Source organism: Marinobacter sp. DS40M6 (assembly GCF_028581595.1).
In the GTDB taxonomy this organism is placed as follows: domain Bacteria; phylum Pseudomonadota; class Gammaproteobacteria; order Pseudomonadales; family Oleiphilaceae; genus Marinobacter; species Marinobacter salarius.
Genome location: NZ_JAFCAE010000004.1, coordinates 254,997 through 279,297, shown reverse-complemented (window position 1 = coordinate 279,297; position 24,301 = coordinate 254,997). Strand labels below are relative to the sequence as shown.

Here is a 24,301-nt window from a genome sequence, read left to right as displayed (position 1 = left end):
GCCGTAATGTCAACGCAAAGAGACAATCCCGTCAAATGGCAGGCAAGTCGGGTAGCGGCGATACAGATGGTGAGTACCCATGACATCGCCGCCAACCTCAACGAGGCAGCAAGACTGCTGAAGGAGGCGGCCGACGCAGGTGCCAGCATTGCAGTGCTGCCTGAAAACTTTGCGGTACTGGCCACAAAACAGATGATCGGCTGTGGCCGCCGGGAAGCGGAACCGGACAACGTGATTCGGCAATTCCTCGCACAGCAGGCGACCGAACTTGGCATCTGGGTGGTCGGTGGTTCGCTACCCATTGCGGCGAGGCCGGACTGGTCCACTGTGACCGATCGGGTTCGTGCCTGCTGCTATGTCTACGATGACCGGGGCCGTGAGGTTGCCCGCTACGACAAGATTCATCTTTTTGACGCCACCGTTGAAGATGCCCAGGGGCAGTATCGTGAGTCGGATACCTTCGAGCCGGGTGAAGACGTGGTTGTGATTGATACACCGGCAGGCCGACTCGGCATGGCCATCTGTTACGACCTGCGCTTTCCCGAGCTGTTCCGACAGCTCAGGGAGCAGGACGCAGAATGGGTGTCCCTGCCCAGTGCCTTTACCTGGTATACCGGTGACGCCCACTGGCATGCGCTGATACGTGCCCGTGCGATTGAGAATCAGTTCTGGCTTGTGGCAGCGGCCCAGGGTGGGCAGAACAGTGAGCGCCGGCGCACCTATGGGCACAGCGCGATCGTCGATCCCTGGGGCCGAATACTATCCGAGATCGATGAAGGGCCGGGTGTCGTCGTTGGAGAGCTTGATCGCGAAACACTCAAGGACATCCGCACACGGATGCCCGTCTGGGAGCACCGGAGACTTTAGTTTCCGGCGGCTTCCGCGTCGTCGATGCACTCTCTGAGGTAGCGAAACAGCTTTCGTGGCTGGCCGGTATTCTTTTCTTTCTGCACGTCCCGGCGAGCGTTGCGCGCGAGGTTGCGCAGATGCTGTATATCCGCCGTTGTGCAGTAGTTCAGGAATTCGCCGACGGCCGAGTCGCCTTCCTCAATCATCCGGTCTCGCCAACGTTCAGCAAGGTGATGTCGGCGGGTGTGCTCTTCGCTTCCGGCATCGAAAGCATCAATGGCTCGAGTCAGCCCTTCCGGGTCGTCTTCCTGGCGGATAATCTTGCCGATGTACTGCAGGTGGCGGCGACGGGCTTCGTTCTGGCGAATGCGACGGGATTCCTCGATGGCCGCCCGCAGGGTGTCGCTGATCGGCAGGGTATTGAGCTGATCGTTACTCAGATCCAGCATACGCCTGCCAAGATCCTGCAACTGGTGCATTTCGCGCTTGAGTTGGGATTTGCTCGGGCCGAGGTATTCCGGGGCGTCGTCTTGGGAGTCGTTCATTTTCAGTCCGTGTTGTCGGATACAGGTTATCCGTAGAATATCGTCGCCAGACCAAGGAAGGCCATAAAGCCGACCACATCCGTGACCGTTGTCAGTATAACGCTACCGGCCAGTGCCGGATCAATGTTGCGGGACTTCAGGAACAGAGGTAGCACGGTGCCCACGAGTGCCGCAGCGATCAGGTTGATAATCAGCGCGGCGGCGATAATGGCGCCAATCATGATGTCGCTGAACCAGAGGGTTGCCGCTGACGCAACCACCACTGCCCAGAGCAATCCGTTCAGGGCACCCGCAATAAATTCGCGGTTTAGCAGCCAGCCCACGTTGGCGCCACTGATTTGTCCCACGGCCATGCCACGGATGACCAGGGTCAGGGTCTGACTGCCGGCAATGCCGCCCATGGATGCCACGATGGGCATCAATACCGCCAGCGCCACAACCTTTTCGATGGTCGCCTCAAACAGCCCGATCACGGCCGAAGCGGTAAAGGCCGTAAGCAGGTTGATGCCCAGCCACACGGCCCTGCGCCGGGTGGTCTTCAGAATCGGTGCGAAGGTGTCTTCGTCTTCATCAAGACCGGCCATGCTCATCAGGGAGTGGTCTGCGTCTTCGCGAATAACGTCAACCACGTCATCGATGGTGATTCGGCCCAGGAGTCGGCCTTCCTCACTGACCACGGGTGCTGAGATCAGGTCGTACCGTTCGAACAGGGTTGCCACCTTGGTGTCGGACAGCGTAACCGGTATCGGTTCGATGTCCGTGTCCATCACCTCCCGCACGGTTGCCGCCGGGTTGGATACGAGCATTTTGGTGATAGGCAACATGCCGATGAACTCGTCGCGTCGGCTGACCACGATAAGACTATCCGTCATCGGCGGCAGGTTGCGATGACGGCGCAGGTAGCGCAAAACCACGTCGATACTGATGTCCGGGCGCACCGTAATGGTGTCCGTGTTCATCAGGCCGCCGGCGGTATCTTCCGGGTAGGAGAGGACTTCTTCGACACGTTGGCGATCCTGCTCGTCCATGGTGTCCAGGACTTCCTGGATGACCGTGTCGGGCAACTGCTGCAGTAAGTCGGCCAGATCGTCCGACTCGAAATCCTCGATGATGTCAGCCAGTTCCTGAGCGTTCAGCTGGCTCAGGAAGTAACCTCGGATATCGTCATTCAGATACTGGAGGACTTCGCCTTCAAGCTGCTTGTCGACCAGGTTCCAGAGCAGGGCACGCTGGCGGGGTGGTGATGACTCCAGCAGGTGGGCGATGTCACTGGGGCTCAGGCCGCCATTCAGGATGCGGGCAACCTGTTTCAGGGCGCCACTGTCCAGCGCTTCGCTCAGGGAGCGAAGGCGTTGGCGCGCTTGGCTTTTCTCCAGAATATCGGTCATGGATCACCCACGGTCAGAAAACCCTCGTATTATAGCGGAGTTAGGCAACATAGGTGAGGAAGAGTTGTAGGTGAATGCCGTAGACGGGCAAGGATGTCCAGTGTGGAGGTGGTTATTCGCCTTCCCCGAAGTAGTCGTTGATCAGCGTAACCAGCGCATCGACAGCTTCGGACTCATCCGGACCGTCTACAATCAGCTCTACCTCTGATCCCTGGCTGGCGGCGAGCATCATGACTGGCATGATGCTTTTGGCGTCCACCTGTCGCCCTTTGCGGCTGATCTGAATGCTGCTGTCGAATTCAGATGCCTTGCCCACCAGTTTGGCTGCGGCCCGGGCATGGAGCCCAAGTTTGTTGATGATGGTAATGGGGCGGCGGATCATAGGCGGTTCAGCTTTCCCTGCTTTGCAGGTGGGGCAGTTCGGTGTGGCGAACCTGCACATTGCTGTATTTGCCCGAGAAATAGCGGCCGAGCTGGTCGCAGATATAAACCGAGCGATGCTGGCCACCGGTGCAGCCGATGGATATGGTCATATAGCTGCGGTTGCTGTCTGCGAACGAGGGTAGCCAGTTTTCCAGGAATTGGGTCAGGTCTTCGACCATCTTACGGCTCAACGGCTCCTTTTCCAGGAAATCGATAACCGGCTGGTCGGTGCCCACAAACTGCCGAAGGCTGGTGTCCCAATAGGGATTGGGCAGGCAGCGCACATCGAACACATAGTCCGAATCCAACGGCACGCCGTGCTTGAATCCGAATGACTGGAATAGCAGTGCCAGTTCCTGGTGGCGCCTGCCCGCGACTCGTTGCTTTACCATATCCCGGAGCTCGTACATGGACAGCCCCGTGGTGTCGATGTAGAGGTCTGCCAGCTTGGAAAGCGGCTCCAGAAGCTTCTTTTCGTTACCGATGGCCTCCCTCAGGGAGGTCTTGTCATCACTCAGTGGATGCTTTCGGCGCGTGGCATGGAAGCGCTGCAGAAGAGACTGTTCATCGGCGTCGAGATAGATGATCTCGATGGTTACGCCAGTATCCTGAAGGCTGCGGTAGATATCCTCGAAGTTGCTCAATTCTCCGGAAAGGTTACGGGCATCGATGCTGACCGCCATCTTTCCCAGCCGGCTGGGAGAGTTCTGGTTGGTGGCTTCCTGTGTGAGGGGGAACAGGAGGCCAATGGGCAGGTTGTCAATGCAGTAAAAGCCCAGGTCTTCCAGAACATGTAACGCGGTACTTTTCCCGGAACCTGATCGGCCGCTGACGATGATCAGTTTCATAGCCCGTTCACCTTGGATGTGGAGTTGTTCAGCTTGTTTCGGCTGTCATCCGGCGATAGAGAGAGCCTGCATCAGTGCACTGACGCAGCTGGTCGCAGAATGCACGTTCGTTGAACTTTTCAGCAAGTTGGCTCAAAAGCTCAAGATGCTCGCTGGTGGCTTCCTTGGGGACAATCAAGGTGAAGACGAGGTCCACCGGCTGGTTGTCGATAGCATCGAACGCAACGCCTTCTTCCAGGGTCAGCAAAACGCCAACCACGTGATCCAGCCCTTCCAGTCTGCAGTGGGGGATCGCGATGCCCTGTCCGATACCCGTGCTCCCCAGTCGCTCCCGTGCGACCAGATTAGTGAATATCTGGGTGTCGCTGAGCAAAGCGTCGTGTTGCTGGATCTGCTCGGCAATGGTTTCCATAACCCGCTTTTTGCTAGAGGCAGGCACCCGGCAAAGGGTTAGCTCCGGCGCGAGAATGTTCTCGATAGTCAGGGATGTGTCGGTCATGAATCGACTGCATTTCCGTAAAAAAAGGCTGCGGCACGTGTTGCATGGTTAGCCAGTGCCGCAGCTCGATTAACTGTCATGCCGGGGGCGTCGTCCTAGCGGGCGCCGTTCCCGTGCATCCGGTCTACGTTCTTTTCCTTGTGCTTCAGAATCTGCCTGTCCAGCTTGTCTACCAGTCCATCAATGGCAGCGTACATATCGCTGTTTTCGGCCTTTGCGTGAATCTCACCACCTATCACGTGAAGCGTAGCTTCCGCCATCTGGCGCACTTTTTCCACCTCAAGGGTAACCTGGCAATTGCTGATGTGGTCGAAGTGCCGCTCAAGCTTTTCAAATTTGCCTGATACGTAATCTTTCAGTGCGGGAGTCAGTTCTACGTGATGGCCTGAAATATTGAGTTGCATAGGCTTCTCCTGTTTTCAGCTTGCCGGCACCCGTTAGGATACCGGCTGTGTGCCACAGCGTTATGCTGCAGGCGGTATACTTTCAGGAAAGGGCTCTCCCCGTGAGGCCGGGAACAGACGCTTCCTACACCAATCGCTTTCGCTCGTTGGACGGAGGAATGTGCATTGCCTCGCGATACTTGGCCACGGTTCGTCTAGCCACCTTGATACCCTGGTCTCCTAGCATGGCTGCAATTTTGCTATCGCTCAATGGCTTTTTCGGAGTTTCCGTTGCAATCAGCTTCTTGATCATCGCGCGGATTGCCGTGGATGAGCACTCTCCACCCTCGTCGGTACTGACATGGCTCGAGAAAAAATACTTAAGTTCAAATATGCCCCGCGGCGTGTGCATGTATTTCTGGGTGGTGACCCTTGAAATGGTCGACTCGTGCATTTCCACCGCCTGGGCAATATCCGAGAGAATCAAAGGTTTCATGGCTTCCTCGCCATGATCCAGGAATCCCTGCTGGTGCTCGACAATGCGCGTGGCCACCTTAAGCAGGGTTTCGTTGCGGCTCTGCAGGCTCTTGATGAACCACTTTGCCTCCTGCAACTGGTCCCGCAGGTAGGTGTTGTCAGCACTGCTGTCAGCACGCTTTATAAGAGAAGCATAGCTTGCATTCACACGAATGCGCGGTGCAATTTCAGGATTCAGCTCCACGCGCCAGCGTTCATTGTGCTTGCGCACGATCACATCTGGGATGACGTAGTCTGGCTCGGCCTGATCCAGGGTGTCGCCGGGACGGGGGTTTAACCCGGTAATAAGTGCCAGAACGTCCCGTAGCTGCTCTTCTTTCAGGCGGCTGCGGCGTAACAGCTGGGCGTAATCACGGTTACCCAGCAGGTTTATGTAGTGGGTAATCACCAGTCGCGCCTGAGCCAGCCAGGGTGTTTCCGGGGGCAGCTGATTCAGCTGGATCAGCAGGCATTCCTGCAGATTACGGGCGAACACGCCGGGTGGATCGAAGTGCTGCAGGCGATGAAGAACGGCTTCCACTTCGTCCAGTTCCAGCGGGTCTTCGTCGGATTCGTCCACCATGCCTGAATGAATTTCTTCAAGCGGAGAGGTCAGGTAGCCGTGGTTATCAACCGCATCCATCAGGGCATGGGCGATGGCCTGATCCCGCTCGCTCATGGGCGTCAGGTTCAGTTGCCATTCCAGGTGGTCCTGGAGCGTTTCGGTGGGGGAGTTACGGGTTTCGAAGTCGTGGTCGTTTTCGTCGTCGTTACGGGCTGCTGACGCGGGGGCTGACTGGTAAATGTCATCCCAAGCGGTGTCGACGGGAAGATCATCGGGAATGGTGTCGGGACTGTCCGTTTCTGATGACCAGTCAGGTCCGTTTTCGGATTCGTCCCACTCAGCAGCGGTGTCTGAAGCGGTGTTGGATTCCTCGGTTGACGCTGTTTCAGACGACTCGTTGTCACTGTCCGTTGATTCCGGATTCTGGTTGTCGTCGTCTTCGGAGGTTTCCAGCATTGGGTTGGATTCCAATGCCTGCTGGATTTCCTGCTGGAGGTCCAGGGTGGAGAGCTGCAGAAGCCTGATAGCCTGTTGCAGCTGGGGCGTCATGGTCAGGCTTTGGCCCAGCTTTAACTGTAGTGAGGCTTTCATAACCATGGTTCAGGATCCGTCACTCGGTCTCTCTCTTCCGTCACTCAGGCTCTCTCTTTACGTCATCAGGGCGCTTTCTGGAGCCGGGGTTGCACAAAAACTCTTTGTATGCTGGCTACTTGCCGCACCAAGCAAGTTCTTTGCCGAGTGTACTACAGGCGAAACTCGTTGCCCAGATACACTTCCTTGACCTGCTGGTTGGCCAGTATATCGTCCGAATTACCAGAGGCAATGATGTGGCCGCCGCTGACAATGTAGGCATTCTCGCAGATGTCGAGGGTTTCCCGCACGTTGTGGTCGGTGATCAGTACGCCGATACCCTTGTCCCGCAAGTGTCGGATGATCTGCTTGATGTCGCTCACGGAGATCGGGTCGACTCCGGCGAAGGGTTCGTCCAGCAGGATGAACGCCGGCTCCATCGCCAGCGCCCGGGCAATTTCCACCCGTCGTCGCTCGCCGCCTGACAGGGCCATGCCGACGCTATCGCGGATGTGGGTAATGTGAAACTCTTCAAGCAGTTCCTCTAACTTGGCCTCCCGGTCAGCGCGTTTGAGTTCGCGGCGGGTTTCCAGGATCGCCAGTATGTTGTCGCGTACGGTGAGCTTGCGGAACACGGATGCTTCCTGGGGCAGGTACCCGATTCCCTTGCGGGCACGACCATGCATGGGCAGCGGCGTTATGTCCTGATTGTCGATGGTGATTCGACCGTTGTCGGCGGGAACCAGGCCAACAATCATGTAGAAACACGTCGTTTTTCCCGCGCCATTGGGGCCGAGTAAGCCGACGATCTCGCCACTGCGAATTTCCAGGGAAACGTCGATGACGACCTTCTTCTGTTTGTAGCTTTTTGCGAGGTTACTGGCCCTGAGAACTGCCATCGATATCCTGTCCGTTAGGGTTGTTATCTGGATTGCTACCGGCGTTGCCGCGCGGCTGGATGACCATTTCGACGCGACCGCTGCCATCGCCCTGGTCAGCAGAGCCTTCTGCGGTCACCACGCGTTCGGCGCTGTCATAATGAATGACGTCGCCCCGGAACAGGTTGCCGCCCTGTTCGATCACAGCTTCGCGCTGAAAGGTAACCCGGTTGTCGGAGGCGGACCAGGTGATCGTTAGCGCACGGGCGTCGGTTTCGCCCTGGCCTTCCATGGCAGGCTGGCGGTAGCGTGCCGGGGTACCGGTGGCTTCAATGCGGCTGACGCCATTCTCATCCCGGTGGAGTACAACTTTGTCCGCCATAAGGTTGGCATCGCCCTGACTCATTTCAACCGAGCCGGTATAGGTTGCAATGCCCTGGCCTTCGTCAAGCCGCGCGTTGTCGGCATTGACCCTGATGGGTTGGTCAGACTCAAGATCAAAGGCCGCGGCGAACGGCATGCCCACGGTCATTGTCAGCGCCAGGACAATCGCTGAGACTGCCGGGCGCAATGCCACCGGTTGGTGCCGATTGCGGTGAGGGTTGGGCATGAATTTACTTGCCGGTCTCATAGCGTCCTTCCACGTCAGAGTCGAGTTCGAGGATTCGGTCATCAATCCAGGCCTTCATGCCGGTTGCGCGGGTCAGGCTGAACGAGTCGGTCAGTTCCACCGGGGCGTCTGTGTAAACAGTACGCTCTGTGTTATCCAGTGTCAGCGTTGACGTGGTTAATGTCAGGGGGCGCCCACCTTGGGCTTGCTGGGACACCCGAACATCCCCCGTCAAGTGGACCAGGTCGTCAGCTTCCATGAATTGGCCTTTGTTGGCCTGGACTTGCCAGGGTGCGTTGCCGGGGTCGCCGTAGAGCGTCGCATTCGGCGATTCCATAATGGTTTCGTTGCGGGCCTCGAATTGCTCGATACGTGGGCTTTCGAAGTGTGCGGTAAGCCGCCCGGTCTCGTCGAAAGACAGATAGCGACCATTGACCACGAAACCGTCTGGTTCCGATTCGCCTCTCAGCGCGGCGGCATCCACCGGCTCTGATGACTCGTCACTTTGCCAGAGCAGGAAAAACAGTGCCACTATCGTGACAGCCAGCCCCAGGGTTCGTACCCAGGGCCGGGTAAAGAGGGCTTCAGCGGCCATTCAGTCCTGCTCCAGGTAGGGTTGCAGGCTTGCGTTGAGCTGCCCGCAGGCGCAGAGCAGCAGTTCGCAGGCTTCACGGACCGCGCCGCTACCCCCTGCGGCCGACGTGCAAAAATCCGCGTGCTGGCGCACCAGCCAGTAGCCGTTGGGTACTGTTATGCCCAGTCCGGCGTAACGGATTGCGGGCAGGTCCGGCAGGTCATCACCCATGTAGGCAATCTGGTGTGGCGCGATCTCCAGCCGTGCCGCCAGTTCCCGCAGGGCGATTTTCTTGTCCTCTCGGCCTTGCATCAGGTGTGGGATGCCGAGGTCATTCATGCGTTTCTCTGTCAGCGGCGAGCGCCGTCCGGTAATGACGGCAACGTTGATGCCAGCAGCCATAACCTGTTTGATGCCCAGGCCGTCGAGAATATTGAACCCTTTCATCTCATCGCCTGAAGCGCTGAACAGCAGCGTGCCGTCGGTCATGATGCCGTCCACATCCAGGGCCAGCAGGCGAATGGCAGCGGCTTTTTCAATCAGCTCCGCTGGCCATTGAGGGCGCAGAGTGTCAGCCATCAGATCACTCCCGCCCGCAACAGGTCGTGCATGTTGATAGCGCCGGTCAGTTTGCCGTCACGATTGATGACGGGCAGGGCGTTGATCTTCAGCTCTTCCATCATGTTCAGTGCCTCGGCGGCCAGTTGGTCATCGTGGATCACACGACCGTTGCGGGTCATGGCCTCGGCAATCGGCGTGTTGTGAATGTCCACGGAGCGGTCCAGGGTGCGGCGCAGGTCGCCGTCTGTAAATACACCGACCAGGTCGCCCTCGGCATTAATGACCGTCGTCATACCCAGTCCCTTGCGGGAAATCTCCAGTAATGCGCCGCTGAGGGTGGTGTCTTCCTGCACTCGGGGGATCTGGTCCCCAGTGTGCATAATATCGCTGACACGCAGCAGCAACCTGCGGCCCAGACTGCCACCGGGGTGTGAGAGCGCAAAGTCTTCGGTGCTGAACCCCCGGGCTTCAAGCAGTGCCACGGCCAGGGCATCACCCATCACCAAAGTGGCCGTGGTGCTGGAGGTGGGGGCCAGGCCAAGAGGACAGGCCTCCTGGGCGACACTGATATCCAGGTTGGCAACGGCCTCCCGAGCCAGGGTGGAGTTCTCGTTGCCCGTCATGCTGATCAGCGGGGCTCCCATGCGCTTTATTAACGGCAAAATGGTCAGCACTTCGCTGGTGTTGCCGCTGTTGGAAATGCCCAGGACCACGTCCTGACTGGTGATCATGCCCAGGTCACCGTGGCTGGCCTCGCCCGGGTGTACGAAGAACGAGGGCGTTCCGGTGCTGGCGAGGGTGGCAGCGATCTTGTTGCCGATATGGCCGGATTTGCCCATGCCGGTCACGACAACACGCCCCTTGCACGCCATGATTACTTCGCAGGCGCGGACGAAACGGTCATCAATCCGGTCGGTCAGAGCGTGAATGGCCTCACGCTCGATCTCGATGGCTCGGAGGGCGGATTCTTTGAAGGTCTGGCTGGTTTCGGTGTTCATCTGGCTTCCGGGTTCGAAATGTTGATGCTTTCGTCGTGGCAAAAGTATATCACTTCAAGGGCTTTGGCTGCCCTTCATGACAAGACGTTCAGCAAAACTGATCATTGACATCAGTTCATTTTGTGAAGGATGGATTGAGGTTCACGGCAGGTTGACATAATGTAGCGCACTCATTAAAGGCTGGGAATGCGGGTTCACCGACACTCAGGCGGTTTTGGAAGCAGGTATGGACACATCCCCCTACATTGAATTGAGAGACGTGGTTTTCAGTCGCGGGAATCGTCGTATCTTTGATGGCGTCAGCCTGGACATTCCCCGCGGCAAGATTACCGCCATCATGGGGCCGAGTGGCACTGGCAAGACTACCTTGTTGCGGCTGATCGGCGGCCAACTGAAACCGGATTCCGGCAGCATATCTGTAGCGGGAGAAAACGTTCCTCAGCTCAAGCGCAAGGCGCTTTACCGTCTGCGGGAAAAGATGGGGATGCTGTTCCAGAGTGGAGCGCTGTTCACGGATCTCAGTGTCTTTGAAAACGTGGCGTTCCCGCTCAGGGTTCATTCCACCTTGCCGGAGGACATGATCCGCGACATCGTTCTAATGAAGCTCGAAGCTGTGGGGCTTCGCGGAGCCCGGGATCTGATGCCGGCAGAGCTGTCAGGTGGTATGACCCGGCGCGTGGCCCTGGCCCGCAGCATCGCGCTGGACCCTGAGCTGATCATGTACGACGAGCCCTTTACCGGCCAGGATCCGATTGCCATGGGTGTGCTGGTGAAGCTGATCCGGGATCTCAACAGCTCCATGGGCCTGACCAGTGTGCTGGTATCCCATGATGTGCCGGAGTCCCTGAGTATCTGCCACTACGCCTGTATCGTTGCGGACGGTCGTATTATCGGCGACGGCACGCCCGAGGAATTGAAGGCGCACCCATCGGAGCAGGTTCAGCAGTTCCTGCGTGGTCATCCGGATGGTCCGGTGCCGTTCCACTATCCGGCTGCCGATGCGGCTCAGGACTGGAGTGTTGCCGGGAGGGGGGATTGATGGACCGGCTGGCGGCTTTTGGCCGATTGGGGATGAACGTGATTGCATCGCTGGGCCGCTCCGGGCGTTTCCTTGTCGGTGCCCTGGCAGGTGTTCCGCGGCCCTCGGTTGGTTTTCCGCTGTTGCTGAAGCAACTTTACTCGGTCGGAGTTCTGTCCCTGGCCATCATTGTGGTGTCCGGCCTGTTTATCGGGATGGTTCTGGGGTTGCAGGGATACACCATTCTCAGTGACTACGGGTCTGAGGCCGCGATCGGTCAGATGATTGCCCTGACTCTGGTGCGGGAATTGGGCCCCGTAGTGACTGCGCTGTTGTTTGCCGGCCGTGCGGGTTCCGCACTGACGGCGGAAATCGGGTTGATGAAAGCCACCGAACAGCTTTCCAGCATGGAAATGATGGGTGTTGATCCGCTGCGCCGGGTGATTGCCCCGCGGTTATGGGCGGGTTTTATCTCAGTGCCCGTGCTGGCTGCTGTGTTTTCGGTGGTTGGTATCTGGGGCGGCATGCTCGTGGGTGTGGAGTGGCTGGGCGTGTTTGAAGGCTCTTTCTGGGGCAACATGCAGTCTTCCGTAAGCTTCACCGCCGATGTTCTGAACGGTGTCGTCAAGAGCCTTGTGTTCGGGTTCGTCTGTACCTGGATTGCGGTCTATCAGGGTTACGACTGTGTGCCCACCTCAGCCGGTATCAGTGCTGCAACCACGAAAACCGTGGTGTATTCGTCGCTGGCCGTACTCGGGCTGGATTTTGTGCTTACCGCCGTCATGTTTGGTGACTTCTGACCGCGGTATACTGAAACGTCAGGAAACAGGGGGCCGGAATGGCACAGAGAACAACAGAAGTGATTGTGGGGCTTTTCATGATCGCAGGCATCGCCGCCATAATGTTCCTGGCGTTGCAGGTCAGCGGGCTGACACCGAAGGCCCCGGAAAGTTCGTACACGCTCTACGCCAATTTTAACGACGCTGGCGGGCTGACGCCCCGGGCAAAAGTGTCCATGGCTGGTGTCACGGTCGGCAAGATCCGGGAGATAACCCTGAATCGGGAAACCTACCAGGCCCACGTGACCATTGATGTGAACGCCAGTGTGGATAATATTCCGGCGGACAGCTCAGCAGTAATACGTACATCCGGGCTGCTTGGTGAACAGTACATTGATATATCGGTGGGCGGAGATATGGAGTCCCTGGGGGACGGGGATACCTTCTATTCCACCCAATCCGCCATGAATCTTGAGCGGCTCATATCCAATTTTGCCTCCGGGCAGTCACAATGAAAGAAAGTGGTTCACGGGAGAAAACCATGGTTCTGATCAGACATAGCCTGATGATTGTTGCGTTGCTGATGGTGGCGCTGGCAGCACCGGCCCACGCCGGACCGGAGGAGGACCTCCGCACGTATGTGGATAAAAATACCCAGCGCCTGGTCGACAAGCTCCATCAGGAAAAGGGCCTGTACGAGCAGAATCCACAGGCGTTTTATCGGAGCATGGATCAGGAGCTGAAGAACTTCGTCGACTTTCGCCGAATTGCCGCCCGGGTCATGGGTCGCTATGCAAGGCAGGCATCACCGGAGCAGCGCGACGAGTTTGTTGAGAAGTTCAAGCGCAGTCTTTTCGACAGTTACGCTCAGGCTCTGGTGAGTGCTGACGATTTTACCATCGAGGTAAAGGAAGCCACGATCAACCCGAATGACGACGGTCGGGCGTCTGTGCGTATGGAGGTGATCAGTGCCTCTGGCAACCGCTACCCTGTGACTTATTCCATGTACGAAACGGATGAAGGTCGCTGGATGATGGAAAACGTGATCGTCGAAGGTGTGAACATCGGGCTGGCTTTCCGTGATCGTTTCAGCCAGGAGATGGAGAAGAGCGGCGGCAAGGTCCAGGCTGTTATCAACGACTGGGGCGATGCAGTCGAATCGCTGAACCTCGAAGGTGAAGTCGACAAATCATGAATGCGAGCCGGCCCGTGGTGACTCTTGATGGCGACACGCTATTGGTGAGCGGCGCGGTTGATCCGCTCACCGTGATCTCCGTCAGGCAGGAAGGCGAGAAGTGGATACGGGCGAGCAAGGCGGATTTACAGGTGGACCTGTCCGCCATGGGCACCGCGCACAGCGTGGTGCTGTCTCTGCTGCTGTGTTGGCACCGCCTTGCAGTTGCCCGCAGTCTGGCTCTGCGGTTTACCGGCGTAAGTGAACGGCTGAACTCTTTGGCGGCCCTGAGCGGCCTTGATCGCCATTTGCCGGGTTTTTCCGCCCAGTCCTCTTCTGAAAACCTGCACCATAGCTGACCCGAATGCCATAATTGGTTACAATCTCGCCCCTGATTTAATAACGCCCGAGGATTATTTATGGAAGCCACCGAAGTTGCCGAGTTGGTTAAAGAGGCGCTGCCCGGCTGTGAGGTCGAAGTGCAGGTCGATGGCAATCACTATCTTGTTGTTGTAGTGGGCGATGTATTCGAGGGTTTGCCAACCATCAAACGGCAGCAACTGATCAACAAGGCGCTGTTCCAGCACATTCTGGACGGTACCATTCATGCCCTGCACCCCAAGGCCTTTACACCGGCTGAATGGGCCGCGCGCCAGGGCTGACACGCCCGCAAACTACAGGACACCATTGTGGACAAACTTCTGATCAGAGGCCGCAAGCCTCTCGATGGCGAAATCCGGATTTCCGGCGCCAAGAACGCCGCCCTGCCGATTCTGGCTGCCACCCTGTTGGCGGATGAGCCGGTGACCGTGGGCAACCTGCCGCACCTGAACGACATCACCACGATGATCGAGCTGCTGGGCCGCATGGGTGTGGAACTGATGATCGACGAAAAAATGAGCGTCGAAGTTCACGCCAACACCATCAAGCAGTTCCATGCGCCCTACGAGCTGGTGAAAACCATGCGGGCCTCGATCCTGGTGTTAGGGCCGTTGGTAGCGCACTTTGGTGAAGCGGAAGTGTCCCTGCCGGGTGGCTGTGCCATCGGTAGTCGGCCGGTGAACCTGCACATTCATGGCCTGGAACAGATGGGCGCCGACATCAAGGTCGAAAACGGTTATATCAAGGCAAAGACCAATGGCCGCCTGAAAGGCGCGCACATCTTCCTGGACACCGTGACCGTCACCGGTACGGAAAACCTGATGATGGCTGCCGCGTTGGCCGATGGTAAAACCATCCTGGAAAACGCTGCCCGGGAACCGGAAGTGGTGGATCTCGCTGAATGCCTGATCGCCATGGGTGCTGACATCAAGGGTCATGGCTCCGCAACGATTGAGATCAACGGTGTCGAGCGTTTGCATGGCTGTCACTACGATGTGCTGCCGGATCGCGTCGAAACCGGCACCTACCTGGTTGCAGCAGCAGCTACCCGTGGCCGGGTCAAGCTCAAGGATACCCGCGAGGATCTGCTGGAAGCGGTCCTGCTGAAGCTGGAAGAGGCCGGTGCCCACATTGATACGGGCAAGGACTGGATTTCGCTGGATATGAAAGGCAATCAGCCAAAAGCGGTTAGCCTGCGGACAGCGCCATACCCTGCGTTTCCGACCGATATGCAAGCGCAGTTTGCGGCGATGAACGCGGTATCCGAAGGCACTGGCACCATCGTGGAAACGGTCTTCGAGAACCGGTTCATGCACCTGCAGGAGCTGATCCGCATGGGTGCGGACATTACTCTTGAGGGCAACGCTGCGATCATCAAGGGCGTGGATCACCTCACCGGTGCCCCGGTGATGGCAACGGACCTGCGGGCGTCCGCGAGCCTGGTCATTGCCGGGCTGGTGGCAGATGGAGACACCATCGTTGATCGCATCTACCACATCGACCGTGGCTACGAGTGTATCGAAGAAAAATTGCAGCTGTTGGGCGCCAGTATCCGCCGCCTGCCAGCCTGAACACATTGAACCGGAAAGACGCATGACCGATTCCATCACCATCGCGCTGTCGAAGGGGCGAATCCTCGACGAGACCCTGCCGCTGTTAAAAGAAGCGGGTATCGAGCTGGTCGACGATGTTAAGAAGTCCCGGAAACTGGTGTTTCCCACCACGGACCCGAACGTACGGGTTTTGATCCTTCGGGCCACCGACGTGCCCACCTATGTGCAATACGGAGGAGCGGATCTGGGGGTAACCGGTAAGGATGTGCTGATGGAGCACGGCGGTGAGGGGCTGTATGAGCCACTGGACCTGAATATTTCCCGGTGTCGGTTGATGACGGCCGGGAAGAAAGACTGCAAAGCGCCAGAGGGCCGTTTGCGTGTGGCGACCAAGTTCGTAAATTTGGCACGGCGCTATTACGCGGCCCAGGGGCGGCAGGCCGATATCATCAAGCTCTACGGTGCGATGGAGCTTGCTCCGATTCTCGGGCTCGCCGACGAGATTGTCGATATCGTTGATACCGGCAATACCCTGAAAGCGAATGGTCTTGAGGCTCGCGAGCTGATTGAAAACATCAGTTCTCGCCTTGTGGTTAACCGTGCCTCGATGAAGATGAAACACGCCGGAATTAATCCCATAATTGAGAAAATGTCGATCGCCGTTGAAAAAAGGCGAGCTTCAGAGTAAGAAGCGCTCAGGGACGGCTTTCCAAAACACGCTCCTTCGGCACGTCCATGTGACGCTTGGACTTCGCCATCCATGGCTCCGTACAGTTTTGGAAAGCCGTCCCTGATCACTTCCCATGCCAAGGCGTTGCCTTAAACACAAAGAGTAAACAATCCGAAACAGGATTTAGTGATGACCGATATCAGCATCAGACGATTGAGCGCTTCCGACAGTGACTTTGACAGTGCGCTGGCCAAGCTATTGGCGTGGGAAGACAGTGTGGATCATCAGGTGAATGAGTCGGTTCGTCATATCCTGCATGAGGTGAAAACCCGTGGGGATGCTGCGGTTCTGGAGTTTACCGAGAAGTTTGATCGCTTGAAGGTTGGCGCTGTTGCTGAACTGGAAATGGGGCAGGAGCGGTTGCGGCAGGCGCTGGAGGCTATTCCCCAGGGGCAGCGTGTTGCCCTTGAGAAGGCCGCCGAGCGGGTGCGTGACTATCACGAGCGTCAGAATCAGACGTCCTGGCAGTATGAAGACGATGACGGCACTGTACTCGGTCAGAAGGTCACGCCGCTGGATCGGGCAGGGCTGTATGTGCCCGGTGGCAAGGCTGCCTATCCCTCCTCCGTGCTAATGAACGCCATCCCGGCTAAGGTCGCGGGCGTGGGCGAGGTGATTATGGTGGTTCCTACGCCGGATGGTGTGGTGAACGATATGGTTCTCGCCGCTGCGGCGATTGCCGGTGTGGATCGTGTGTTCTGTGTGGGCGGTGCCCAGGCGGTGGGTGCCTTGGCCTACGGCACACAGACCATTCCTGCCGTCGATAAGATTGTTGGGCCGGGAAATATTTTTGTCGCTACCGCCAAGCGAGAGGTGTTCGGAACCGTTGGTATCGACATGATTGCCGGTCCTTCGGAGATTCTGGTGATTTGTGACGGCAAGACTGACCCAGACTGGATTGCCATGGATTTGTTCTCTCAGGCCGAGCACGATGAGCAGGCTCAGTCCATTCTTATCAGTCCCGATGCCGATTTCCTGGATGCCGTGGAAGCCAGCATCAACAAGCTGCTGCCGACCATGGAGCGGGCCGACATCATCGCTACCTCGATGACGGACCGGGCTGCATTGATTCACGTGGCCGACTTGTCGGAAGCGGCTCGCGTTTCCAATCGTATTGCGCCGGAGCACCTGGAGCTTTCGGTGGAAGATCCGGAGAATCTGGTGGACGAGATTCGCCATGCCGGTGCCATCTTTATGGGGCGCTATACGGCGGAGGCGCTGGGCGATTATTGCGCCGGGCCGAACCATGTGTTGCCGACGTCCGGGACGGCGCGTTTCTCCTCTCCTCTGGGGGTTTATGACTTCCAGAAACGGTCGTCCCTGATTGGTTTTTCTGCAGCCGGTGCCGACAGGATGGGGCGAGTTGCCTCTGTTCTGGCGCGTGGAGAAGGGTTAACGGCTCACGCCCGTTCTGCAGAGTATCGGGTTCGGGAGGGCCAGTCAGATGAGTAAGTTCTGGAGTTCACGGGTCAAGGAGTTGGTCCCCTATGTACCGGGGGAGCAGCCGAAAATGGCCAACCTCGTGAAACTGAATACCAACGAAAACCCTTTCGGCCCGTCTCCGAAGGTGATCGAGGCGATCAACACGGAACTGAATGACAGCCTTCGGCTTTATCCGGACCCCGAAAGTGAAGCTCTGAAAAGCACCATCGCGAATTACTATGGCGTGCAGGGCGAGCACGTTTTCCTCGGTAACGGTTCCGACGAAGTGCTGGCACACATCTTTTATGGTCTGTTCCAGCACGGTGAGCCCGTGTTGTACCCCGATATCACCTACAGTTTTTATCCGGTGTATTGCGGCCTCTACAACATCGAAGGCAAGACCGTACCGCTGACCGACAGCTTTGAGATTGATCCCAAGGACTATAAGCAGCCGAACGGCGGCATCATCTTCCCCAATCCCAATGCGCCCACTGGGCGTTACCTGGCGCTGGATAAGGTTGAGGCTATCGTCGCCGCCAATCCCGACCGGGTCGTGGTTGTGGATGAAGCCTATGTGGATTTCGGCGGAGAGAGTGCGATCAAGCTGGTGGGGAAATATCCCAATCTGCTGGTCTGCCAAACGCTGTCCAAGGCCCGTTCCCTGGCCGGGTTGCGCGTCGGTTTCGCCATCGGCAGCCCGGAGGTCATCGAAGCCCTGAACCGCGTCAAGAACAGCTTTAACTCTTATCCTATTGACCGCCTGGCTCAGGTCGGCGCCATTGCGGCATTCGAGGATGAAGACTGGTTTCGAGCCACCTGCGAAGGCGTCATTGGCGAGCGAGGGTGGGTTACCTCGAAACTGGAAGCCTTGGGGTTCGATGTATTGCCCTCAAAGGCCAACTTTATTCTTGCGCGCCACCCGGATCATGCCGGTGAGGCGTTGGCGAAGGGGCTTCGGGAGAAGGGGGTTATCGTGCGTCACTTCAATAAGCCCCGCATCTCGGACTTCCTGCGCATCACCATCGGCACGGCAGACCAGAACAAGCGACTGGTCGAGTGCCTTAAACCGTTGGTGTAACACGAGACATTCAAGGCAAACCCACGGAGGCAGCATGGCTTCACGCAATGAGATACTCCGCACACTGAACGACTGGTTGGCCCCGCAAGACTTCAAGGACTATTGCCCTAATGGTCTGCAGGTCGAGGGCACTGAAGAGGTCCGTACCATAGTAAGTGGCGTCACGGCTTCCCGGGCGCTCGTGGACGCGGCGATCGAAGCCGATGCCGACATGATTCTGGTGCATCACGGGTATTTCTGGAAAGGTGAGGATCAGGCCATCCGTGGCATGAAACGGGACAGGATCAAGCGCCTGCTGGAGCACGATATCAATCTGGTTGCTTACCACCTGCCGTTGGACGATCACCCTGAGTATGGCAACAATCGGCAGTTGGCCGACGTGTTGGGTATTCTCAATCCCCGGCCACTGGGCGGACTTGTGTGGCAGGGCGAACTGAGCGCCCCGATGGCGCCCCGGGCGTTCGCGGAGTTGATCGGAGAGCGTCTGGCCCGTGCTCCGCTTTGGGTCGGGGACGGCTCCGCAGAGATTTCCCGGGTCGGCTGGTGTACCGGTGCAGCTCAGGGGTTCATTGGCAGCGCCTTGGAAGCCGGGCTGGATGCTTACATCAGTGGCGAGATTTCAGAACCCACTACCCATACTGCCCGGGAATGCGGTATTCATTACTACGCAGCTGGCCATCACGCCACTGAGCGGTATGGCGTTCAGGCCCTGGGGCGGGCCCTGGAGCAAGCATTTGGGGTAAGTCACCGGTTTATCGACTGCGATAACCCGGTGTAAGCGTCAGGCTTTCTGCTGCTTTTCGGCCAGGCCAAAGTCTTCGGCCAGGGTGCCTTTTTCCTGGGGGTCGCTCTTGGGGGCGTAGTCCCGGGGTGGCTCTGCATCATCCTTGCTGGCGGCGCCTTCCAGACGCGCCTTGGCGTTCTCTTTCTCGAGCTCCAACAGCCAGTCTTCGTCGTTGCACAGGCGGTTAGCGCCCCGCGCCATGTGCTGATTTACGTCCCGGTAGGTATCGTTGAAGCGGCGCAGCAGATGCGCAGATTCCATAAAATGCTCGTTCACTTGCGCCTGATAGCGTGTGTACTCGTTTCTCAGCTCCTCGATCTGCTGTTCAGCCCGGCGCTGCCGCAGCGTAGAGCCCTGACCAGACCGGCCAACCAGTACTCCGATGACAATGCCGACAATCAATGCGGCGATGGCTGCCAGAATCAGGTTTGTCATAAGCTGTGTGATCCTTTTAATGAATAGGAATTCCTTCCCGAAGTATACCGTCCCAAGGCCCGTTCACGCACGATTGCCTCGTGCGCCAATCGTCGTATTGCGTCGTATGTCTGGCTCGCCCCCGCTGTTGCAGCGGTTTCTCAGGGTGTTGAACGTGGCGAAAAAAGCCAAAATCGGCCACAATACGCCGCCGTTATGAATGACCATACTTCGGGAAACGCCTTAATGACACCCCAAAAGCGAATCCGTATGACCACTACCCATATGACCCCATGGGAACGATACCAGCAGGACCTTGAGCGGCCCGAGTTTCACAAAGACCCGGCCCAGGAAGATGCGGTCCGCCGTTTGCAGTCACTTTACGACAAACTGGTGGCGGCGGAAAGGGAGCGTGACAAACCGATGGTCAAACTTCGCCTCAAGTTCAAGAAGGGCAAAGAAGATCCGGTGAAGGGTTTGTATTTCTGGGGCGGCGTGGGTCGCGGTAAAACTTACCTCATGGATACGTTCTATGAAGCTCTGCCCTTTGATCGCAAGATGCGGGTGCACTTCCACCGGTTTATGCAGCGTGTTCACAAGGAACTGAAAAGCCTGAAAGGCGAGAAAAACCCGTTGGATATCGTGGCGAAAATGTTTGCGGACGAAACCCGGGTGATTTGCTTTGACGAATTTTTTGTCTCTGACATCGGTGACGCCATGATACTGGCAACGTTGATGGATGGCCTGTTCAGTCGTGGTGTGACCTTGGTTTGTACCTCCAATATCGTGCCTGACGGGCTTTACAAGGATGGCCTGCAGCGTGCCCGCTTCCTGCCCGCCATCGCGCTGGTCAAGAAACACACCGAGGTGGTGAATGTGGATGGCGGTGTGGATTATCGCCTGAGAACCCTGGAACAGGCTGAGCTGTACCACTTTCCCCTGGATGAGGATGCCGACAAGAGCCTTCAGAAAAGTTACGACGGGCTTGCGCTTGAGGCGGGCAGCCACAGCCTGGAGTTGGATATCAACGGCCGAAAGCTGACTGCCCTCAGCCACGCCGATGACGTGGTCTGGTTTGATTTCAAGACTCTGTGCGATGGCCCGCGCAGCCAGAACGACTACATCGAGCTGGCGCGGGAGTTCCATGCAGTGATCATCAGCAATGTCCCGGTGCTGGGAAAAGACAAGGACGATCAGGCCCGGCGATTCATAAACATGATTGACGAATTTTACGATCGCAACGTCAAGGTGATCATTTCCGCAGAAGCTTCGATTACGGACCTGTATGCCGGCGGGCGGCTAGGGTTTGAGTTTGAGCGCACGGAGTCCCGGTTGCTGGAAATGCAATCCAGGGAATACCTCGAGGCACCTCACAAGGCCTGATAGGCGTCGGACTAAACGAAGTCCAATTCGATAACGAACTACCCAAACTATAGAGAGATCAAGCAATGAGCACAGACAACGTCGTCATCGTCAGCGGTGTGCGCACCCCCATGGGCGGATTCCAGGGCAGTCTAGCCGCGGTTTCCGCGCCGGAGCTGGGCGCTATCAGTATTGCCGAAGCTATCCGCCGTGCCGGCTTGCAGCCGGCAGACGTGCAGGAAGTGATCATGGGCAATGTCCTGCCGGCAGGGCTCAAGCAAGGGCCGGCTCGCCAGGCAATGCGCCAGGCAGGGCTACCGGACAGCACTGGTGCCACTACGATCAATAAGCTTTGCGGTTCGGGCATGAAAGCCGCCATGTTTGCCCACGATGTGATCAAGGCCGGCACCAACGATATTATGGTTGCCGGTGGTATGGAGAGCATGTCCAATGCACCGTACATTCTTCAGGGTGCTCGCAGTGGTTACCGCATGGGGCCTGGCCAGGCGCCTCAGGACCATATGTTCCTGGACGGCCTTGAAGACGCGGAAACCGGTCGGCTGATGGGGGCTTTCGCCCAGGAAATGGCCGACAAGAAAGGCTACACCCGGGAAGAGATGGACGAATACGCGATTACCTCCCTGACCCGGGCCAAGAGAGCCATTGAAGAAGGGCTGCTGAAAGATGAAATCATCCCAGTTACCGTCAAAACCCGCAAAGGCGAGGTAGTGGTTGAGGACGACGAGCAACCCCACAACGCCAACATCGAAAAGATCCCGAGCCTGCGCCCGGCCTTTGCCAAAGACGGCACGGTCACCGCGGCCAATGCCTCGTCAATATCGGATGGAGCCTCTGCACTGGTGTTGATGCGTGAATCCGAAGCCGAAAAGCGCGGTCTTAAACCCTTGGCACGGATTGTTGCCCATAGCACCCAGTCCCAGCATCCGTCGGAATTCACCTGTGCTCCGGTGGGTGCCATCGAAACCCTTTTCGCCAAAACCGGCTGGACAAAAGACGACGTGGACCTGTTTGAGATCAACGAAGCCTTCGCCATGGTGGCGATGATGCCCATCCGCGAACTCGGCCTGGACCCGGAGAAGGTTAATATCCACGGCGGCGCCTGCGCCCAGGGCCATCCGGTGGGCTCCACCGGCTCCCGCCTGCTGGTGACGCTGATGCACTCCCTCAAGCACTACGGCAAGAAGAAGGGCGTTGCAGCACTGTGTATTGGTGGTGGCGAAGCAACGGCGATGGCTATTGAATTGCTGTGATTTGTGCCGGCTGGTTGCATCCAAATTTGTTGACTATAGTGAGTCAGTGCGAGGGAAGTCTGCCGCAGAGAGGGGCGTAATCGTAAAATCATACTTTTGACTGATCAAAGCGTTCGATGGCGTTAGCTATAGTGCCAACATCACGAGCACTGTGCATGAAGCCTCCAAACATCGTGAACACCAATAATCAGAGCAGCGACTCAGAACAACAATGGAGTAGCCTTCCAATGACAAGAAAAACACATCAATGGCAGCAGTGGACCAAGTTGCCGCTGGCCGTAGCGGTTGCAGCCGGAGTATCCGGGCAGGCAGCTGCCTATTCATTTTACGTGGGGGATGTGGAAGCCTCTTTCAATACGACGCTGTCGGCGGGCATTGGCTGGCGTACCGAGTCACAGGACCGAAGGTTGATTGCCCAGGGTAACTTGGGGCCACAGTTTGCAAACACCACTGTTGGTGCGTCCACCAACAACTATGATGACGGTAACCTCAACTTCGAGAAAGGGGATACCTACTCCAAAATCGTCAAAGGCAACAGCGAGCTGTTCCTGAACTACAACGTAGACAGCGACACGCTGACTCGCGTTGGTGGTTTTGTGCGTGGTCGGTACTGGTATGACTTCGAACTGAAAGATGAGAACCGGGCCGTGGACCCCGTCGGTCAGCGCCGTGAACTGAACGACGAAGCCAAAGATAATGCCTCTGGCGGTGAAATCCTTGACGCCTACGTATTCTCGGACTGGTACTTTGGTAATGTTCCGGTCAGTCTCCGTTACGGCAAGCAGGTGTTGAGCTGGGGTGAAAGTACGTTCATCCAGGGCGGTATCAATACCATTAACCCGGTCGACGTACCTGCCTTCCGGGCACCAGGCTCCGAACTAAAAGACGCGCTGTTGCCTGTTGAAATGTTCTATGCCTCGGCGGGTATTACGGAAAACGTGACTGTTGAAGCGTTTGTGCAAGCTGACTGGGAGCCGGTTCGCCCAGATGATTGCGGCACATTCTTCTCGACAAACGACTTTGCCGCTGACGGCTGTGGCCCGGTTTTGTTGGCCGGTCAGTTGCCTGATTCCCAAGCGGCGGCGCAGGGGTTCATTGCTCCTCGTCTGGCGGACCGTGAGGCGGATTCCAAGGACCAGTTTGGTGTCGCGCTGCGCTGGTATGTGCCAGCCCTGAACGACTCAGAGCTTGGTTTCTACTACATCAAGTACAACAGCCGTCTGCCGTATGTCAGTGGCTTGGTGAACAACCCGTCTTCACCCAGCGGCAGCCAACAGAACGATCCGAACGAACCGAACTCCACGTTTCCGAGCTACTTCATTGAGTATCCCGAAAACATCAATCTCTATGGTATCAGTATCAACACCACCACCCCGGGTGGTTGGTCACTGGGTGCTGAGTACAGCTTCCGTGATAACGTTCCGCTCCAGTGGAACGCGTTTGAGCTGATATATGGTGGTTTGCAGCAGCGTGGTCCGAACGGGGAAATTCTAAGCAAGCTTGAAAAGCAGCGGCTTGAGGAATCCGGAGGAGCCAACCTGGCAGGAAAGCCTGTTGACGGTTACGACCGATTCAACGTTTCCCAGGCGCAGTTCACATTGATCAAGTTCTTCGACCAGGTCATGGGGGCAAGTCGCCTTTCCCTGATCACGGAATTTGGTGCCACCTACGTTCACGATCTTCCGGACGAGGATGAAGCCCGTTACGGTCGCTCAGGTACCTTTGGTATCGGTACATTGCCGGTGGAAGGTTCCAACTTCACGGGTGATTTCTGTGAGGCAGGTGCCAACATCAATGCCAGCTACTGTACTAATGAAGGCTTTACCACATCCTTCTCCTGGGGCTACCGCACGCGCTTGGTTTGGGACTACCCGAACGCAATCGCTGGTATCAACCTGTCGCCGCAGTTGGCCTGGAGCCATGACGTTCAGGGTTATGCGCCGCAGCCTGGTGGTAACTTCAACGAAGGCAACAAGGCTATCGGCCTGTCACTTCAGGGTGTATACCAAAACCGTATAACCGGTAATATCGGTTACACAAACTTTTTCGGTGGCAAGCCGTATAACGAGTTGACCGACCGTGATTTCGTGAGTGCGAGCGTTTCCTACTCATTCTGATTCGGCCTGAA

28 protein-coding genes are annotated in these 24,301 nt (G+C 57.3%); 15 read left to right on the top strand and 13 right to left on the bottom strand.

All coding sequences use genetic code 11. From position 1 onward, the window contains the following. Window positions 1–6 precede the first annotated feature (6 nt). Window positions 7–867, top strand: coding sequence for a carbon-nitrogen hydrolase family protein (locus JJO78_RS12040; protein ID WP_051947036.1), 861 nt, complete (start codon window positions 7–9; stop codon window positions 865–867). On the opposite strand, the gene yjgA is transcribed toward JJO78_RS12040, so the two are convergent. The 12 genes from yjgA to JJO78_RS11980 form a co-directional block, all read right to left on the bottom strand. Continuing rightward, a complete protein-coding gene (gene yjgA / locus JJO78_RS12035) occupies window positions 864–1,394 on the bottom strand; it encodes a ribosome biogenesis factor YjgA (RefSeq protein ID WP_036209854.1) in 531 nt (176 codons plus the stop codon). The genes JJO78_RS12040 and yjgA overlap by 4 nt on opposite strands. 26 nt (window positions 1,395–1,420) lie before the next feature. Beyond that, a complete protein-coding gene (gene mgtE / locus JJO78_RS12030) occupies window positions 1,421–2,782 on the bottom strand; it encodes a magnesium transporter (RefSeq protein WP_007155323.1) in 1,362 nt (453 codons plus the stop codon). A 112-nt stretch (window positions 2,783–2,894) separates the two neighbouring features. After that, the gene (locus tag JJO78_RS12025; RefSeq protein WP_036209856.1) at window positions 2,895–3,164 is read right to left on the bottom strand and encodes an HPr family phosphocarrier protein; all 270 of its coding nucleotides are present in this window, start codon (window positions 3,162–3,164) and stop codon (window positions 2,895–2,897) included. Between the two features lie 7 nt (window positions 3,165–3,171). Next, window positions 3,172–4,053 carry an RNase adapter RapZ gene (rapZ, locus tag JJO78_RS12020; RefSeq protein WP_036209858.1) on the bottom strand — a complete coding sequence of 294 codons (882 nt, stop codon included), beginning with the start codon at window positions 4,051–4,053 and terminating at the stop codon, window positions 3,172–3,174. Between the two features lie 28 nt (window positions 4,054–4,081). Then, on the bottom strand, window positions 4,082–4,552 hold the full coding sequence (gene ptsN, locus JJO78_RS12015) for a PTS IIA-like nitrogen regulatory protein PtsN (RefSeq protein WP_036209861.1): 471 nt from the start codon (window positions 4,550–4,552) through the stop codon (window positions 4,082–4,084). A gap of 95 nt (window positions 4,553–4,647) precedes the next feature. Beyond that, window positions 4,648–4,956 carry a ribosome hibernation promoting factor gene (hpf, locus tag JJO78_RS12010; RefSeq protein ID WP_126812032.1) on the bottom strand — a complete coding sequence of 103 codons (309 nt, stop codon included), beginning with the start codon at window positions 4,954–4,956 and terminating at the stop codon, window positions 4,648–4,650. 124 nt (window positions 4,957–5,080) lie between these two features. Continuing rightward, window positions 5,081–6,607 carry an RNA polymerase factor sigma-54 gene (locus tag JJO78_RS12005; protein WP_273623800.1) on the bottom strand — a complete coding sequence of 509 codons (1,527 nt, stop codon included), beginning with the start codon at window positions 6,605–6,607 and terminating at the stop codon, window positions 5,081–5,083. A gap of 152 nt (window positions 6,608–6,759) precedes the next feature. Next, the gene (gene lptB / locus JJO78_RS12000; protein ID WP_075196507.1) at window positions 6,760–7,485 is read right to left on the bottom strand and encodes an LPS export ABC transporter ATP-binding protein; all 726 of its coding nucleotides are present in this window, start codon (window positions 7,483–7,485) and stop codon (window positions 6,760–6,762) included. Then, a complete protein-coding gene (gene lptA, locus JJO78_RS11995; RefSeq protein ID WP_075196506.1) occupies window positions 7,463–7,996 on the bottom strand; it encodes a lipopolysaccharide transport periplasmic protein LptA in 534 nt (177 codons plus the stop codon). Before lptA ends, lptB begins: the two co-directional genes overlap by 23 nt. Window positions 7,997–8,078: 82 nt before the next feature. Beyond that, complete coding sequence (gene lptC / locus JJO78_RS11990) at window positions 8,079–8,669, bottom strand: LPS export ABC transporter periplasmic protein LptC (protein ID WP_075196505.1); 591 nt, start codon at window positions 8,667–8,669, stop codon at window positions 8,079–8,081. After that, window positions 8,670–9,227, bottom strand: a complete 558-nt coding sequence (locus tag JJO78_RS11985) for a KdsC family phosphatase (protein ID WP_036209871.1) — start codon at window positions 9,225–9,227, stop codon at window positions 8,670–8,672. Next, window positions 9,227–10,207: a KpsF/GutQ family sugar-phosphate isomerase gene (locus tag JJO78_RS11980; protein ID WP_036209873.1), complete on the bottom strand. Its 981-nt coding sequence runs from the start codon at window positions 10,205–10,207 to the stop codon at window positions 9,227–9,229. Before JJO78_RS11980 ends, JJO78_RS11985 begins: the two co-directional genes overlap by 1 nt. A 226-nt stretch (window positions 10,208–10,433) precedes the next feature. Here JJO78_RS11980 and JJO78_RS11975 point away from each other — a divergent pair, with 226 nt between their 5' ends. The 11 genes from JJO78_RS11975 to JJO78_RS11925 all read left to right on the top strand — a co-directional run bounded on the left by JJO78_RS11975 (window position 10,434) and on the right by JJO78_RS11925 (window position 19,120). Further along, on the top strand, window positions 10,434–11,246 hold the full coding sequence (locus JJO78_RS11975; RefSeq protein ID WP_273623798.1) for an ATP-binding cassette domain-containing protein: 813 nt from the start codon (window positions 10,434–10,436) through the stop codon (window positions 11,244–11,246). Further along, window positions 11,246–12,025 (top strand): lipid asymmetry maintenance ABC transporter permease subunit MlaE, encoded by a 780-nt coding sequence (mlaE, locus tag JJO78_RS11970; RefSeq protein WP_178380808.1) that lies wholly within the window; start codon window positions 11,246–11,248, stop codon window positions 12,023–12,025. The genes JJO78_RS11975 and mlaE overlap by 1 nt, the downstream gene beginning before the upstream one ends. Window positions 12,026–12,063: 38 nt before the next feature. Further along, a complete protein-coding gene (gene mlaD, locus JJO78_RS11965) occupies window positions 12,064–12,519 on the top strand; it encodes an outer membrane lipid asymmetry maintenance protein MlaD (RefSeq protein ID WP_273623796.1) in 456 nt (151 codons plus the stop codon). Window positions 12,520–12,545: 26 nt separating this feature from the next. Then, window positions 12,546–13,199, top strand: a complete 654-nt coding sequence (locus tag JJO78_RS11960) for an MlaC/ttg2D family ABC transporter substrate-binding protein (RefSeq protein WP_036210348.1) — start codon at window positions 12,546–12,548, stop codon at window positions 13,197–13,199. Then, the gene (locus JJO78_RS11955; protein WP_273623795.1) at window positions 13,196–13,537 is read left to right on the top strand and encodes an STAS domain-containing protein; all 342 of its coding nucleotides are present in this window, start codon (window positions 13,196–13,198) and stop codon (window positions 13,535–13,537) included. Before JJO78_RS11960 ends, JJO78_RS11955 begins: the two co-directional genes overlap by 4 nt. Before the next feature lie 60 nt (window positions 13,538–13,597). Beyond that, the gene (locus tag JJO78_RS11950) at window positions 13,598–13,840 is read left to right on the top strand and encodes a BolA family protein (protein ID WP_036209886.1); all 243 of its coding nucleotides are present in this window, start codon (window positions 13,598–13,600) and stop codon (window positions 13,838–13,840) included. Between the two features lie 27 nt (window positions 13,841–13,867). After that, on the top strand, window positions 13,868–15,130 hold the full coding sequence (gene murA / locus JJO78_RS11945) for a UDP-N-acetylglucosamine 1-carboxyvinyltransferase (RefSeq protein ID WP_036209888.1): 1,263 nt from the start codon (window positions 13,868–13,870) through the stop codon (window positions 15,128–15,130). A 22-nt stretch (window positions 15,131–15,152) separates the two neighbouring features. Then, on the top strand, window positions 15,153–15,800 hold the full coding sequence (gene hisG, locus JJO78_RS11940) for an ATP phosphoribosyltransferase (protein ID WP_075196503.1): 648 nt from the start codon (window positions 15,153–15,155) through the stop codon (window positions 15,798–15,800). A gap of 171 nt (window positions 15,801–15,971) precedes the next feature. Next, window positions 15,972–17,294 carry a histidinol dehydrogenase gene (hisD, locus tag JJO78_RS11935; RefSeq protein WP_273623794.1) on the top strand — a complete coding sequence of 441 codons (1,323 nt, stop codon included), beginning with the start codon at window positions 15,972–15,974 and terminating at the stop codon, window positions 17,292–17,294. After that, entirely contained in the window at window positions 17,287–18,342 is a 1,056-nt protein-coding gene (gene hisC, locus JJO78_RS11930) for a histidinol-phosphate transaminase (RefSeq protein ID WP_273623792.1), read from the top strand. Before hisD ends, hisC begins: the two co-directional genes overlap by 8 nt. Window positions 18,343–18,376: 34 nt before the next feature. Beyond that, the gene (locus JJO78_RS11925; protein ID WP_036209901.1) at window positions 18,377–19,120 is read left to right on the top strand and encodes a Nif3-like dinuclear metal center hexameric protein; all 744 of its coding nucleotides are present in this window, start codon (window positions 18,377–18,379) and stop codon (window positions 19,118–19,120) included. A 3-nt stretch (window positions 19,121–19,123) separates the two neighbouring features. Here JJO78_RS11925 and JJO78_RS11920 read toward each other — a convergent pair whose 3' ends face one another. Beyond that, window positions 19,124–19,561: a YhcB family protein gene (locus JJO78_RS11920; protein WP_007155665.1), complete on the bottom strand. Its 438-nt coding sequence runs from the start codon at window positions 19,559–19,561 to the stop codon at window positions 19,124–19,126. A gap of 264 nt (window positions 19,562–19,825) precedes the next feature. Here JJO78_RS11920 and zapE point away from each other — a divergent pair, with 264 nt between their 5' ends. The 3 genes from zapE (at window position 19,826) to JJO78_RS11905 (ending at window position 24,290) form a co-directional block, all read left to right on the top strand. Continuing rightward, a complete protein-coding gene (gene zapE / locus JJO78_RS11915) occupies window positions 19,826–20,923 on the top strand; it encodes a cell division protein ZapE (RefSeq protein ID WP_177190585.1) in 1,098 nt (365 codons plus the stop codon). Between the two features lie 65 nt (window positions 20,924–20,988). Continuing rightward, window positions 20,989–22,173 carry a thiolase family protein gene (locus tag JJO78_RS11910; protein WP_273064360.1) on the top strand — a complete coding sequence of 395 codons (1,185 nt, stop codon included), beginning with the start codon at window positions 20,989–20,991 and terminating at the stop codon, window positions 22,171–22,173. A gap of 227 nt (window positions 22,174–22,400) precedes the next feature. Then, a complete protein-coding gene (locus JJO78_RS11905) occupies window positions 22,401–24,290 on the top strand; it encodes a DUF1302 domain-containing protein (protein ID WP_151982653.1) in 1,890 nt (629 codons plus the stop codon). Window positions 24,291–24,301: the final 11 nt, after the last annotated feature.

What these genes read in the sequence shown, in the direction of transcription:
- JJO78_RS11955 (WP_273623795.1), top strand. Translation starts at nt 13,196, where the DNA reads ATGAATGCGAGCCGGCCCGTGGTGACTCTTGATGGCGACACGCTATTG.
- lptA (WP_075196506.1), bottom strand. Translation starts at nt 7,996, where the DNA reads ATGACCGTGGGCATGCCGTTCGCCGCGGCCTTTGATCTTGAGTCTGAC.
- hisD (WP_273623794.1), top strand. Translation starts at nt 15,972, where the DNA reads ATGACCGATATCAGCATCAGACGATTGAGCGCTTCCGACAGTGACTTT.
- hisG (WP_075196503.1), top strand. Translation starts at nt 15,153, where the DNA reads ATGACCGATTCCATCACCATCGCGCTGTCGAAGGGGCGAATCCTCGAC.
- zapE (WP_177190585.1), top strand. Translation starts at nt 19,826, where the DNA reads ATGACCCCATGGGAACGATACCAGCAGGACCTTGAGCGGCCCGAGTTT.
- JJO78_RS12040 (WP_051947036.1), top strand. Translation starts at nt 7, where the DNA reads ATGTCAACGCAAAGAGACAATCCCGTCAAATGGCAGGCAAGTCGGGTA.
- JJO78_RS11920 (WP_007155665.1), bottom strand. Translation starts at nt 19,561, where the DNA reads ATGACAAACCTGATTCTGGCAGCCATCGCCGCATTGATTGTCGGCATT.
- hpf (WP_126812032.1), bottom strand. Translation starts at nt 4,956, where the DNA reads ATGCAACTCAATATTTCAGGCCATCACGTAGAACTGACTCCCGCACTG.
- mgtE (WP_007155323.1), bottom strand. Translation starts at nt 2,782, where the DNA reads ATGACCGATATTCTGGAGAAAAGCCAAGCGCGCCAACGCCTTCGCTCC.
- JJO78_RS12025 (WP_036209856.1), bottom strand. Translation starts at nt 3,164, where the DNA reads ATGATCCGCCGCCCCATTACCATCATCAACAAACTTGGGCTCCATGCC.
- JJO78_RS11925 (WP_036209901.1), top strand. Translation starts at nt 18,377, where the DNA reads ATGGCTTCACGCAATGAGATACTCCGCACACTGAACGACTGGTTGGCC.
- JJO78_RS12005 (WP_273623800.1), bottom strand. Translation starts at nt 6,607, where the DNA reads ATGAAAGCCTCACTACAGTTAAAGCTGGGCCAAAGCCTGACCATGACG.
- mlaD (WP_273623796.1), top strand. Translation starts at nt 12,064, where the DNA reads ATGGCACAGAGAACAACAGAAGTGATTGTGGGGCTTTTCATGATCGCA.
- rapZ (WP_036209858.1), bottom strand. Translation starts at nt 4,053, where the DNA reads ATGAAACTGATCATCGTCAGCGGCCGATCAGGTTCCGGGAAAAGTACC.
- JJO78_RS11910 (WP_273064360.1), top strand. Translation starts at nt 20,989, where the DNA reads ATGAGCACAGACAACGTCGTCATCGTCAGCGGTGTGCGCACCCCCATG.
- ptsN (WP_036209861.1), bottom strand. Translation starts at nt 4,552, where the DNA reads ATGACCGACACATCCCTGACTATCGAGAACATTCTCGCGCCGGAGCTA.
- hisC (WP_273623792.1), top strand. Translation starts at nt 17,287, where the DNA reads ATGAGTAAGTTCTGGAGTTCACGGGTCAAGGAGTTGGTCCCCTATGTA.
- lptC (WP_075196505.1), bottom strand. Translation starts at nt 8,669, where the DNA reads ATGGCCGCTGAAGCCCTCTTTACCCGGCCCTGGGTACGAACCCTGGGG.
- JJO78_RS11960 (WP_036210348.1), top strand. Translation starts at nt 12,546, where the DNA reads ATGGTTCTGATCAGACATAGCCTGATGATTGTTGCGTTGCTGATGGTG.
- JJO78_RS11985 (WP_036209871.1), bottom strand. Translation starts at nt 9,227, where the DNA reads ATGGCTGACACTCTGCGCCCTCAATGGCCAGCGGAGCTGATTGAAAAA.
- mlaE (WP_178380808.1), top strand. Translation starts at nt 11,246, where the DNA reads ATGGACCGGCTGGCGGCTTTTGGCCGATTGGGGATGAACGTGATTGCA.
- JJO78_RS11905 (WP_151982653.1), top strand. Translation starts at nt 22,401, where the DNA reads ATGACAAGAAAAACACATCAATGGCAGCAGTGGACCAAGTTGCCGCTG.
- JJO78_RS11950 (WP_036209886.1), top strand. Translation starts at nt 13,598, where the DNA reads ATGGAAGCCACCGAAGTTGCCGAGTTGGTTAAAGAGGCGCTGCCCGGC.
- yjgA (WP_036209854.1), bottom strand. Translation starts at nt 1,394, where the DNA reads ATGAACGACTCCCAAGACGACGCCCCGGAATACCTCGGCCCGAGCAAA.
- JJO78_RS11980 (WP_036209873.1), bottom strand. Translation starts at nt 10,207, where the DNA reads ATGAACACCGAAACCAGCCAGACCTTCAAAGAATCCGCCCTCCGAGCC.
- JJO78_RS11975 (WP_273623798.1), top strand. Translation starts at nt 10,434, where the DNA reads ATGGACACATCCCCCTACATTGAATTGAGAGACGTGGTTTTCAGTCGC.
- lptB (WP_075196507.1), bottom strand. Translation starts at nt 7,485, where the DNA reads ATGGCAGTTCTCAGGGCCAGTAACCTCGCAAAAAGCTACAAACAGAAG.